At 56.7% G+C, this 11,868-nt stretch carries 10 protein-coding genes and 2 pseudogenes; 8 read left to right on the forward strand and 4 right to left on the reverse strand.

All coding sequences use genetic code 11. From position 1 onward, the window contains the following. Positions 1–181 precede the first annotated feature (181 nt). From AC1DSG_RS20705 to AC1DSG_RS20730, 6 genes and pseudogenes are all read left to right on the forward strand, one after another. Complete coding sequence (locus AC1DSG_RS20705) at positions 182–1,654, forward strand: hypothetical protein (protein WP_477792552.1); 1,473 nt, start codon at positions 182–184, stop codon at positions 1,652–1,654. 490 nt (positions 1,655–2,144) lie between these two features. After that, positions 2,145–3,482 carry a chromate efflux transporter gene (gene chrA / locus AC1DSG_RS20710; RefSeq protein ID WP_477792553.1) on the forward strand — a complete coding sequence of 446 codons (1,338 nt, stop codon included), beginning with the start codon at positions 2,145–2,147 and terminating at the stop codon, positions 3,480–3,482. A gap of 151 nt (positions 3,483–3,633) precedes the next feature. Further along, complete coding sequence (locus AC1DSG_RS20715) at positions 3,634–5,238, forward strand: response regulator (protein WP_477792554.1); 1,605 nt, start codon at positions 3,634–3,636, stop codon at positions 5,236–5,238. Then, positions 5,235–5,927 (forward strand): sensor histidine kinase, encoded by a 693-nt coding sequence (locus AC1DSG_RS20720; RefSeq protein ID WP_477792555.1) that lies wholly within the window; start codon positions 5,235–5,237, stop codon positions 5,925–5,927. The genes AC1DSG_RS20715 and AC1DSG_RS20720 overlap by 4 nt, the downstream gene beginning before the upstream one ends. Before the next feature lie 132 nt (positions 5,928–6,059). Then, positions 6,060–6,231 (forward strand): annotated as a pseudogene (locus AC1DSG_RS20725) (glutamine synthetase family protein); the annotation flags it as partial. Between the two features lie 69 nt (positions 6,232–6,300). Continuing rightward, the gene (locus AC1DSG_RS20730) at positions 6,301–7,662 is read left to right on the forward strand and encodes an MFS transporter (RefSeq protein WP_477792556.1); all 1,362 of its coding nucleotides are present in this window, start codon (positions 6,301–6,303) and stop codon (positions 7,660–7,662) included. 67 nt (positions 7,663–7,729) lie between these two features. Here AC1DSG_RS20730 and AC1DSG_RS20735 read toward each other — a convergent pair whose 3' ends face one another. From AC1DSG_RS20735 to flgA, 4 genes are all read right to left on the reverse strand, one after another. After that, positions 7,730–8,476, reverse strand: coding sequence for a flagellar brake protein (locus tag AC1DSG_RS20735; protein ID WP_477792557.1), 747 nt, complete (start codon positions 8,474–8,476; stop codon positions 7,730–7,732). 93 nt (positions 8,477–8,569) lie between these two features. Continuing rightward, positions 8,570–9,037 carry a flagella synthesis protein FlgN gene (locus AC1DSG_RS20740; RefSeq protein ID WP_477792558.1) on the reverse strand — a complete coding sequence of 156 codons (468 nt, stop codon included), beginning with the start codon at positions 9,035–9,037 and terminating at the stop codon, positions 8,570–8,572. Positions 9,038–9,086: 49 nt separating this feature from the next. Continuing rightward, a complete protein-coding gene (gene flgM / locus AC1DSG_RS20745) occupies positions 9,087–9,413 on the reverse strand; it encodes a flagellar biosynthesis anti-sigma factor FlgM (protein WP_477792559.1) in 327 nt (108 codons plus the stop codon). Positions 9,414–9,579: 166 nt separating this feature from the next. Beyond that, the gene (gene flgA / locus AC1DSG_RS20750; RefSeq protein WP_477792560.1) at positions 9,580–10,341 is read right to left on the reverse strand and encodes a flagellar basal body P-ring formation chaperone FlgA; all 762 of its coding nucleotides are present in this window, start codon (positions 10,339–10,341) and stop codon (positions 9,580–9,582) included. Positions 10,342–10,422: 81 nt separating this feature from the next. On the opposite strand from flgA, the gene AC1DSG_RS20755 reads away from it, so the two are divergent. Both AC1DSG_RS20755 and cheR read left to right on the forward strand, forming a co-directional pair. Continuing rightward, the gene (locus AC1DSG_RS20755; RefSeq protein WP_477792561.1) at positions 10,423–11,355 is read left to right on the forward strand and encodes a chemotaxis protein CheV; all 933 of its coding nucleotides are present in this window, start codon (positions 10,423–10,425) and stop codon (positions 11,353–11,355) included. 46 nt (positions 11,356–11,401) lie between these two features. Further along, positions 11,402–11,868 (forward strand): annotated as a pseudogene (cheR, locus tag AC1DSG_RS20760) (protein-glutamate O-methyltransferase CheR); the annotation flags it as partial.

Genomic DNA, 11,868 nt, shown 5'->3' on the forward strand with positions numbered 1-11,868 from the left:
GCACATGGCTATGTCGAGTCCGGAAGAGCTTCGAGTCTCGCAGAAGGCATGGTAACAGCAGCCGGAATTATCACTGCGTGCAGGAGCACTGAATCTGGTGAACGGGTGCCTCAGGAAGCTCGGCAACGACTGAAGCGCCCGGCTAGTGCCAAGGTTCTGGCGAAATCATAAGGAGCAGGACATGAGTCGCACACCATTGAGTATCGAGTGTGCGCTCAACGAGGAGATCCTCCGCGTTGTGCGCGTGAAAACCAAAAAGAGAGCATTGGAAACCGTAGAASCTCCTGCAGTTAAGCGGGCAATTCGTGACATTCTGTCCCTCGAATCAAGCTTCTCTGTGCCTGCTACAGAGCGGGAGATAGAGCTCTTCACTAAGATCTATTGCCTGATGAGTAATCGCAATCGTAATTGGCTGAGTGAGTCACAGGTTGCGCTCCCGTACGCTCACATGGCGGAGCCGCGCGAGACCACGCTAAAGTCTCGGCTGAATGAAAGTCGTAGTAGCGCAGCCGCAAGTCAGCCTGAGACAGGTATAGCTTTACGCAACTATTTCCTGCAATTGTTGCAGATGTGTCTGACGCAGGAGGAGCTTGATCAATATCCTCATCTCCTCTGTCTTTTTGACAATGGCTTCTCTGAAAGCGATCAAGCTCCGGTCAAAGAGGTAGGCGCATGGTATGTACTGACCTTTTTCCAGCAAAACTTCTTTCGCGCGGAGCGCTCCGCAAGACCGCTGCCACCGCCTGGTTGCACAATTATCGACTTGTCTAAGCCAGATTACATCCTCGGAGTACACCAAAAGATCTTTAGTAGATTAGCGAGCACCCTGGCATCGAATCCCTGGCGGACTGCGATCAATACTACAGCGGCTAGTCCTGACAGCTTGTTTGCTCGAATCATCATCAACGTTGCGCTTAATCGGTTCACGCTTGAGCAATGGGCCTATGCTCGTCGAGTGACAGCTGCAGCTCCTATGCAACTTGGGCTCATAGCCGAGTTGGAGAAGCGCGCGCCGCAAGGACTTATTCATCTACTTCATGATTATGAGAAGGATGGTGTGATCGATTTTGCAGAGCTCACTGTGGCGATGCTCAGCGATCTCTTAGCGGATCGCAAGGGCGTCCTGACGCGAAATATGCTTACCCGGATCGATCAACAAGCTGATGCCATCATTGAAAGTGCTTCATTGGAGGAGTTCTCCGGAGATGATGAGATCAATCAGACATTTGAAAAGCGCCCAGCGATAACAAAGGCGATGGCTTGGCTTGCCCTCACATGGAGTTATCTCCACAAGGGCGCCTATCCTGAAGATGATCCTGCTATCCATTCTTCGACTACAAATCTGATCTCTCGGCGGTCAACCATCATCCTCAACGGCCAACACATGGTCAGCTTGAGGCGCCTAGTGTCCTCGCTGTTGATGACGCAAGCGTGGGCTCACCCTTCCGCTGAAAGAGCTCGGCTGCATGTTCAGTATGTGGGTGAAGTAAGGGCGTTGTTGATCTCCAGCCTTCAGGCGGCTTTTAAGGGAGCGTCTTTGTCTCAATGGGACAGCGTGCTGGTTGCGGAGCATCCTGCCGAACAAGTCGCTAATACCTTTTTGGCAAACGGCCTACCTGCTCGTCCCCAAAAAATAACCTTTTTGGCGAAGTGACCGAAGTGTTTTGCGCTGCGAACCGGCAAGCCATTGCGCTGTGGCCATGATGACCGTGCCGTGACGTCGGGATCGCCGTCGGCCACCATGTGTACCATCTTGTGAGGCGTGCGACGCGACCAACAAGGCAACCGGTCAGTCCTTACACCAACAGCTTTCGGCTTTCGGTACGCGGGATAAGGAATTAGCCGTCTATCTCTACCAATAGGCGTCCAGTCGCGTATTGTGAAAGGCTTCGCTAGCTTGTATAAAGCGTTTAGATTTCAAGATCCTGCACGACGTGAGCCATCAAATTGTTATCGGTTGCACCCAGATAAGGGTTCGAACCTGCCCTGGGACACCATCTATTTCATGGCGCCTTACGCAACGCAGCGGTTGAAACCTGAATGGGTTTGCGCTCCGTCAAAAAAATCAGAATGCCTTTCTGGTTAGTACCTGGTACCCGCATCGCTCACTACCTGCTGACTCGTTTCCAGAGGCTTTGACACCCATGGATGAAAAAGAGCTGTCGAGGCCGCAAGCGATCAGTTTTCGTGAGGCGTTCTGGTTCTGGTTGAAGCTCGGCTTCATCAGCTTCGGTGGGCCGGCGGGACAGATCTCGATCATGCATCAGGAGTTGGTGGAGCGGCGGCGCTGGATATCCGAGCGCAGATTCTTGCATGCCCTCAACTACTGCATGTTGCTCCCCGGGCCAGAGGCTCAGCAGTTGGCCACCTATATCGGCTGGCTGATGCATCGAACCTGGGGCGGGGTGATTGCTGGTGTGCTGTTTGTGCTGCCCTCATTGTTCATCCTGATCGCTTTGTCGTGGATGTACATCGCCTTCGGCGAAGTGCCTGTGGTGGCTGGGCTTTTCTATGGCATCAAGCCTGCCGTGACTGCCATTGTCGTGCAGGCGGCCCATCGAATCGGCTCTCGGGCATTGAAAAACAATTGGCTATGGGCGATAGCGGCCGCTTCATTCAYCGCAATCTTCGCGTTCAATGTTCCGTTCCCGTTGATCGTTCTGGGCGCCGCGCTGATCGGCTATGTTGGCGGCCGCCTGGCGCCCGAGAAGTTCAGGGTCGGTGGTCACGGCGCCGCCAAAAAGTCCTTCGGCCCGGCCTTGATCGATGACGACACCCCATCCCCGGAACATGCCCGATTCAGCTGGATGAAACTGGTCTCGCTCGCACTGATTGGCGCCGCATTGTGGGCATTGCCGATGGGGGTTTTGACCGCATTGTTTGGCTGGGAAGGCACCTTGACCCAGATGGGCTGGTTCTTTACCAAGGCGGCGCTGTTGACGTTTGGCGGGGCCTACGCGGTGTTGCCGTATGTGTATCAAGGCGCGGTGGGTCATTATGGCTGGCTGACCCCGACACAAATGATCGACGGCCTGGCGTTAGGCGAAACCACACCAGGGCCGTTGATCATGGTGGTGGCCTTCGTCGGCTTTGTCGGGGCCTATGTTTTGCAGGTGTTCGGTGCCGATCAAATGTTTCTGGCTGGGGCTGTCGCTGCCTCCCTGGTGACCTGGTTTACCTTCTTGCCCTCGTTCCTGTTCATCCTCGCGGGTGGCCCGTTGGTGGAGTCGACCCACAACGAACTCAAGTTCACCGCACCCCTCACCGCCATCACGGCAGCAGTCGTTGGTGTGATCCTCAACCTGGCGTGTTTCTTCGGCTATCACGTGCTGTGGCCGAAGGGTTTTAGCGGCAGCCTCGATTGGCCCTCTGCACTGATCGCGATTGCAGCGGCGATTGCGTTGTTCCGCTTCAAGCGAGGCGTGATTCAGGTATTGATGGCTTGTGCCGTCGTCGGCCTGGCCGTGCACTTGTTGCGATAAATGAAGTGAGAGTCAGATAACAGTCTTTGGCGGGCGTCGGGCCCGCCAGATCACCCGGTAGATGAACCCTCTCAGTCTAAAGGTAACAGTACTGTTGGCCGATAACCCGTACGGTCATGCTCTTCTTCTTAAAATTGCCTGGAAATCTTCGATGCTGTCGTATCACCAAAAGAGTTTTCTGATCGTCGATGATTTCTCGGATTTCCGCAGTTCCGTCAGATCCATGTTGCGTGAGCTGGGCGTTAAGGATGTGGATACCGCAGACACGGGTGAACAGGCGCTGCGTATGTGTTCGCAGAAGTCCTACGATTTCATTCTTCAGGATTTCCACCTTGGCGATGGCAAGAAGAACGGTCAACAGGTCCTCGAAGACCTGATGATCGAGAAGCTGATCAGCCATGAAAGTGTGTTCGTCATGGTCACCGCCGAAACCAGCCAGGCCATGGTGCTCAGTGCGCTGGAGCACGAACCTGACGCTTACCTGACCAAGCCGTTCAACCGATCTGGCCTGGCTCAGCGCCTGGAGCGTCTGGAACAGCGCAAGAATTTGCTCAAGCCGATCCTGCAAGCACTCGACCGTGGCAAGCCGCTTGAAGTGCTTAATGCCTGTATCGAGCTGTGCAGGAAAGACATCCGTTATTCGCCGCTGTGCCTGCGCTATCGTGCGGATGCGTTGCGCGACTTGAATCAGAACGAAGCACTGGAGCGCCTCTACGACAGCATCATTGCTGATCGGCCGTTGCCGTGGGCGTTTGCCGGGTTGGGCCAATTGCTGTTCAAGCGCGGCCAGGTCAGCCAGGCCAAGGGCATCTACGAAAAAGCCCTGAAGGTGTTTCCGATGATGCCGGCACTGTATGACGGTATGGCCGACGTGCTGGTGGTCKAAGGCGACACCCGAGGCGCACAGAGAGTATTGGAAGAGGCCATTCGCCTGTCGCCGCTGGCGGTGCGACGGCAAGCGCTGTTGGGCAAACTGGCGATGGCCAACGAAGATTTCGACACCGCCTCCCGGGCTTATCGCCAAGCGGTGTCCCAAGGCGCTCAGTCACGCTTCAAGGATGCGGAGAGCAATCTGGGCCTGGCTCACGCCTTGATCAGCAAAGGCAGCGAGAAAGGGCTGGATACCCGCACCCGCCTGGAAATCAACGCGACGCTCAGCCTGGTGGCCAAGGAGAACCCGAGCGACCCGGGCCTGCAGATTCGTGCACGCCTGATGAAAGCCACCAGCCTGTTGCTCAATGACGCCGAAACTGCCGAGAAACTCACCGAGCAAGCGATGATGCGCCTCGACGGCATGGAGCAATTCATGAGTGCCGAGGCGGCGCTGCTGGTGGCCAAGCAGTTGCAAATGCTTGGTCAGGCGGGTGCCGGTGCGTCGATGTTGAAAAACTGCGCGGAAATCTACGGTGACGATCCGGTGGTGATGAAGGACATCGCCAAACTGACCGACGACCCCACGATCCTCAATTCGAGCAGCGCAGCCGCCGACCTTAACCGTCAGGGCGTACGGATATACAAGACCGGCAACCTGGCGGAGGCCCGTGCGGTGTTCCGCAAAGCGCTGGCGATGCAGCCGAAAAACATCAGTATTGCCCTGAACATGGCGCAGTCGCTGCTGCACGGTACTGATACCAGTGTACCGTCGGCCGAAATCGAAGAATGTCGGGTCTGCCTGAAAATGGTTGGATTGATGCCCGATACCGACGCGCGTTATCCGCGCTATCAGAAACTGAAAATCAAGGCGTTCGGCGGATGAGCCAAGACTACCCGGCACTGGATTTTTCGACGGTGATTGCTTCCACCGTGCACGACATGAAGAACTCGCTGGCCTTGCTGATTCAGGCTCACAGCCAGTGGCTGGCCCGCTTGCCCGATCCGGCGCAGCACAGCGCGGAGCAGGGCGTCATCGAGTACGAGTTCGCGCACCTCAACGGCATGCTGGTGCAGTTGTTGGGCCTGTACAAACTGGGCGTCAATCAGCTGCCGTTGCAACCGGCCTACCATGATCTGGATGACTTTCTCGAAGCGCAGCTGGCCAGCCATCAAGAGGTGTTCGCCAGTCGCGGCATTCTCGCGACCTATGAAGTCGACCCGCTGTGCCCGCTGGGTTTCTTCGACCGCGAGTTGGTCGCCTCGGTGGTCGCCAACAGCATCAACAACGCCATTCGTTACGCGCGCGAGTCGTTGCTGATCAGCGTCAATGACGAGGGCGGCCAGTTGGTGCTGACCATCAACGACGATGGCGACGGTTATCCAGCCGAGATGATCGAGTTTCAGGATGACTATGTTCAGGGCATCAATTACAGCAGCAGTAGCACCGGCCTGGGCCTGTATTTTGCCGCGCGAATCGCCGCGCTGCACCAGCGCAATGGCGTCGGCGGAAGCACCCGGCTCAGTAATGGCGGCCCGTTGGGCGGTGGCGTGTTCAGCCTTTACCTGCCCTGACAATTCTTTATTGTGTGGCCCTGCTTGATATTCTGAACGGGCAATGTCTATTTTGTTCGGGCGTGCCACCCGTATACGTCGCCGAATGCCTACTGGCAGGACGAATTTGAGCTGCCGATAATCTTTTCGTAGCCGTGTATCTTGCAGGCTGTGCTTGAGCGTCTGAAACGTAGCCAATTGGCGAAGGAACTGTTTCGCAATGAGTTCATCGAAGGCTACGTCGCTTCGAAGTCCCTTTGAGCTGACCAGCGTCTCTGACGAACTTACCCCCTGGGAACAGCATGTTTTAGCAACCCGGGCCTGACGCTTCGCCGACTTCGGTCTATTGTTTCGATAGTCCGATCTTCACTGCAAGGAGCCGCTCGGAACGCCGATGCGCCAAATCTGGAAATCCTTTCGAGCGCTGTATTTCGCCTCGCTGATGATGTTGATCGGCTCGGGCTTGTTAAGCACCTATCTGGCCCTGCGCCTGGCCGCCGATAACGTCGACAGCCTGTGGGTCGGTGCGTTGATGGCGGCCAACTATTTCGGCCTGGTGCTGGGCGGCAAGATCGGTCACCGACTGATTGCCAGGGTCGGACATATTCGTGCGTATGCCGCGTGTGCCGGGATCGTCGGCGCGGCGGTATTGGGTCATGGGTTGACTGACTGGCTGCCGGCCTGGCTGTTCCTGCGGGTGATTGTCGGTCTGGGCATGATGTGCCAGTACATGGTCATCGAGAGCTGGCTCAACGAACAAGCCGATGCCCACAAGCGCGGCAAGGTATTTAGCGGTTACATGATCGCGTCCTATCTGGGGTTGGTACTGGGTCAGCTGATACTGGTCATGCACCCCGGTCTGGGCCTGGAACTGCTGATGCTGGTCGCTTTGTGCTTCGCCCTGTGCCTGGTGCCGGTGGCACTTACTCGACGAATTCACCCGGCGGCGTTGCACCCGGCCCCAATGGAGCCGCGGTTCTTCATCAAACGCGTGCCGCAGTCGTTGAGTACGGTGTTGGGGGCAGGGCTGATCGTGGGTTCGTTCTACGGTCTGGCGCCGTTGTATGCGTCCCAGCAGGGGTTGTCCAACGAACAGGTCGGCCTGTTCATGGGTAGCTGTATTTTCGCCGGTCTTTTGGTGCAGTGGCCGCTGGGTTGGCTGTCTGACCGCTATGACCGGGCGCTGTTGATCCGCTGTTTTGCCTTCAGCCTGGCCTTGGCAGCGTTGCCGCTGGCGATCCTCAAGACGGTACCGATTGAGGTGTTGTTCATCTCCGGGTTCCTGTGTTCGCTGGTGCAGTTCTGCCTCTATCCGTTGGCCGTGGCGTTCTCCAATGACCACGTCGAAGGTGATCGTCGAGTCTCGCTGACGGCGATGCTGCTGGTAACCTACGGCGTCGGCGCCAGCATCGGGCCGCTGGTTGCCGGGGTACTGATGAAGCTGTTCGGCAGCCAGATGCTCTATGCCTTTTTCAGTTTCTTCGCGTTGGTGCTGGTGTGGCGGATCCGCCCGAAAGCGGTCACCAATCTGCATCAGGTCGACGATGCGCCGCTGCATCACGTGGCCATGCCGGACAGTATGTCGAGTTCGCCGCTGGTGGCGTGTCTTGACCCGCGTGTCGATGAGCAGGTCGTGCAGGAACAGATGCACAGCCCGCCCCATTCGGAGCCGGATTCAGAACCGGAAGCAGATCCGACGCCACCGGAAGATCCCGACTCAGGACGCGAGCAAAGTTTTACTGAAGCCAGACCCTGACTTTTAATGCATAAAAAAACGGGCAGTCACCGCAAGGGACTGCCCGTTTTTTTATTGACGCGTCGTATCAGAAGTCGTCTTTGTCGAAGCGCCGTGCTTCACGCTGAAGCTGGTACACGAAGCGCTCGACCTGACGCTGCACCATCCCGCTCATGTTGTGAAAGCGGATGCCGGCGAAGGTGGTGGAGATCTTTTCTTCAAAGTGCAGGTGACGCAATTCCGCTGGTGTGGTCATGCTGCCGAAGGRCAGGGCGGCCGCGAAGCGGTCGTAGATCTGACCCAATTGCAATCGGCCAGTGATGTCACCGTCAAAGCGCAGTTTGCAGCCGGTGGCGGAAATATCCAGCAGCTTGYCGCTGACCGGCGATTTGAGCTTTTCACCGCCCAGTTCGACGTCAACCAGCTGCGCAAGCTTCAAGGCTGCCCGGAAGGCGTTGCGGCGCTGGTGGTAAACCACCTCGTCGGGGAGTTTGCCGCGATAGCAGCGTGTGTCGTCGGATTCGTCAATGCTCAGTGGACCGTTGCTTTCCCAGGCGATGCGCACGCCCTCATGGAAGCCTTCAACCCGAAACGATTCGCCCGCCAGCAGATAGCGTTCGCCATCGCGGGGCACCATTTCGTCCAGGGCGATCATGTCGGCGTCACGATCGACATCTACCAGGTAGCTCTGGAAACGCTGCTTGCGCTCATGGAACGTAATGACCAGCGGATCATGACTCTCTTGTAGCTGCCGAAGGTTGCCAACGATCTCCATTTGCGTGGAAAGCACCTTGGGTGGCTGCGGAGCGTCTTCCGCGTTTAAGGCATTGGACACGGTTCATCATTCTCCGGACAAAATATGGTTGCGCAGATGCTGGCATATTGCCATCATGCGGCGCACCTAGATAGAGCGAACTCATCGACAGATTCAAGCCTGACTGAGCGGGCGTGGCTTTGTTAACCCGGAGGTTGATCCGCGGGCATCGTAAAGCGCGGGTGGTTCGCCGCCGGTGAGAATCTTCAACTGATTGGCCGTGGCGGCCTGCTGAATCTGGATCGACTGACCATTATTGACATTGATTGTCTGGCACTGAGTCAGCAGGGCTGTCAGCGCGTCGCTCTGTTCCAGCAGTTGCTCGCCGACGCTTGATTGACTGGCAAGTTGCTCCAGGCCTTGGCGATTGGTGGGCAGGTTGAGGCTGGCGAGGATTTCGCTGCGTTTGCGGCCATGCTGTTCGAGCAGAATGATCATTGCTTGTTTGCGCGCCAGAATGTCTTCGAGCAGTGGCATGTCGCGACCATGCAAGGCGAGGGACTCGGATTGCAGCAATTCCAGCAAGTGTTGTGCTGGAGCAAAGTCGTCGATGATCAGTTGCAGTAAATTAGTGTCGTGCATGGCTGGCCTTGGGGTTTTAAGCGTCCAAAAGCCTGGCGCAGGCCTTGGCCTAGCGCTGGGCTTCGAAATTGAGCAGTTTGCTGGCTACACGGTTGCTGTCGACTTGATAGCTGCCATCGGCAATCGCTGCTTTCAACTCGGCCACGCGGGCGTTGTCGACGGCAGGCTGATCGCGCAGCTTGTCATTGACCTTCTGCAACTGCTGAGCCTCATTGCTGAGGTGTACCGATTCCCCGCTTTTGGCGGTACTGGCCTGTTCGGCGGGAGTATCCAGCGGCGCGGGTTTGCCGGCTTCGGCAGTGTCCTTGTTGGCACTGGTACGTGTACTGCCGGTCAGTGACGAGGAACTGTTCAAACGGCTGAAATCGATGACCATAATAAAAAACCTCTGGGAATTTGGACGCTTGCCATGTTTTCGGCTCTCCCTGCAAAAACTTTAGGCCCATTTATCAATGAGCGTGCATGCACCAGCGCATTTCCGGCGTGCGGCGCAGTTTATGAAACAGCCGCGGTCAGCGCCATATTTTCACCGATAGAGATTCCTACATGGCCACTTCCACCTGGCCCGGGGCAATAACCTGCGCCTTGATGACCCGTTGGGAGTTGAGGTTTTTCACCCGAATCTGTTCACGCAAGCCGCCATTCGACAGGGCTTCGCCCGGCATGCGCACGCTGAGCGTACCACTGCGGGCGGTAATCACCACCTGGTCGCCCTTGGTGATGACTTCGGCCTGTTCGAGGTGGACCTGCGTCAGGACCTGATCGGTGACCGTTGGGCGAGTCAGTTTCTGTCCGATTACCTGGTCCATGGAGGTGAAGTAACCCTGGTTGATCAGGCTGATATCTCGTTCGCGCAGCATAACGTCACCTTGCTCGATAAAGCCGGCTCGCTTGAGCGGTCGAGTGGTGGTGACGACGTCGCGAAACAGGCGGACTTGAGCAGGTACGAAGACAGTCCAGGGGGCGGTGCTGTCGCAACGGACCTTGACCGTGACCCGACCAATCGGGGTCGCCGGGCTCTCCAAAGTGGCTGTCAATTCCTTGTCGCACATGGGCATGCGCAGTCGCGGATCGAGCTGGTTGACCTGGATCTCATAGCGACCTTCGGTTTGACTGGACGCCAAATAGTCTTCGACAGTGAACTCAAGAAAGCCCTGAGTGACGCCGATAAGCATGTCAGGCAAGGTTACTGTGTCAGCAAGGGCAGGGTTGCCTGCGTTGAACAAGCAGACGACCGACATCGCGCAAAGCCATTGGCGAGGGATTGAGGTCGGGCGTCGAAAAAATGTCGGTTCTGTGTTCATAAGCGTTAAAAAGCAAGCGCCGTGCCGTTTTGTGATGACAGCGCGTCGCAACACACTCAAGCGTTGTGTAGGAGTCGGTGCATGGCTGGTGTTATGGATGCGGTAAACCAGCGCACGCAACTGGTAGGGCAGAATCGCCTTGAGCTGTTGTTGTTCCGTCTCGACGGCCAGCAGCTTTATGGGATCAACGTGTTCAAGGTTCGGGAAGTGCTGCAATGTCCCAAGCTCACGCTGATACCCAAATCCAGTCCTGTCGTGTGCGGTGTGGCAAGTATCCGGGGGGCGACCATTCCGATTCTTGATCTGGCGATGGCGACCGGCTCCGGCGCGTTGAAAGATCAAAGCAATCCGTTCGTGATCATCACGGAGTACAACACCAAGACCCAGGGTTTCCTGGTGCACTCGGTGGAGCGCATCGTCAACATGAACTGGGAGGAGATTCATCCGCCACCCAAGGGCACGGGACGCGATCATTACCTGACGGCTGTGACGCGGGTCGACAATCAGTTGGTCGAAATCATCGACGTCGAAAAAGTGCTGGCGGAAGTCGCACCGACACCGGACGCGATTTCGGTGGGTGTGGTCGATGTCGAAACCCGGCATAAGGCCTTGTCCTTGAAGGTCTTGACGGTCGATGACTCCTCCGTGGCGCGCAAACAGGTGACCCGTTGCCTGCAAACCGTCGGCGTTGAAGTGGTGGCGTTGAACGACGGCAAACAAGCGCTGGATTACCTGCTCAAGCTGGTCGACGAAGGGAAAAAGCCGGAAGAAGAGTTCCTGATGATGATTTCCGACATCGAGATGCCGGAGATGGACGGATACACGCTGACGGCCGAGATCCGCAACGACCCACGCATGCAAAAGCTGCATATCATCCTGCATACTTCGTTGTCGGGGGTTTTCAATCAGGCGATGGTCAAGAAAGTCGGTGCCGATGATTTTCTCGCAAAGTTCCGTCCTGATGACCTGGCATCCCGGGTAGTCGACCGGATCAAAGCAGCAGACATCAGCTAGGGGTCTTCTGCCCCTGTTGGTTCACACGATTTAAGAGGCGGCATCTTTGTCTACGGGTAATTTGGATTTCGAACAGTTCCGGGTCTTCCTGGAAAAAGCCTGTGGCATTTTGCTCGGTGAAAACAAGCAGTACCTGGTCTCGAGCCGTCTCAACAAACTGATGGAACAGCAGGGCATCAAGTCGCTGGGTGAGCTGGTCCAGCGCATTCAGACCCAGCCACGCAGCGGTTTGCGCGAGAGGGTGGTGGATGCCATGACCACCAACGAAACCTTGTGGTTTCGTGACACCTATCCCTTTGACGTGTTGAAGAACAAGGTGTTGCCGCAAGCCATCAAGGCTGCACCCGGTCAGCGCTTGCGGATCTGGTCGGCGGCGTGTTCGTCAGGTCAGGAGCCGTATTCGCTGTCGATGTCCATCGATGAATTCGAACGCATGAACCTGGGCCAATTGAAGATGGGCGCGCAGATTGTGGCCACCGATCTTTCCGGCACCATGCTGGCCAACTGCAAGAC

The sequence above is a fragment of the Pseudomonas sp. P5_A12 genome (assembly GCF_056400685.1).

Excerpts from the sequence above, each read along its gene's own strand:
- AC1DSG_RS20720 (WP_477792555.1), top strand. The coding sequence starts at position 5,235 with ATGAGCCAAGACTACCCGGCACTGGATTTTTCGACGGTGATTGCTTCC.
- AC1DSG_RS20730 (WP_477792556.1), top strand. The coding sequence starts at position 6,301 with ATGCGCCAAATCTGGAAATCCTTTCGAGCGCTGTATTTCGCCTCGCTG.
- AC1DSG_RS20740 (WP_477792558.1), bottom strand. The coding sequence starts at position 9,037 with ATGCACGACACTAATTTACTGCAACTGATCATCGACGACTTTGCTCCA.
- flgM (WP_477792559.1), bottom strand. The coding sequence starts at position 9,413 with ATGGTCATCGATTTCAGCCGTTTGAACAGTTCCTCGTCACTGACCGGC.
- flgA (WP_477792560.1), bottom strand. The coding sequence starts at position 10,341 with ATGAACACAGAACCGACATTTTTTCGACGCCCGACCTCAATCCCTCGC.
- AC1DSG_RS20755 (WP_477792561.1), top strand. The coding sequence starts at position 10,423 with ATGGCTGGTGTTATGGATGCGGTAAACCAGCGCACGCAACTGGTAGGG.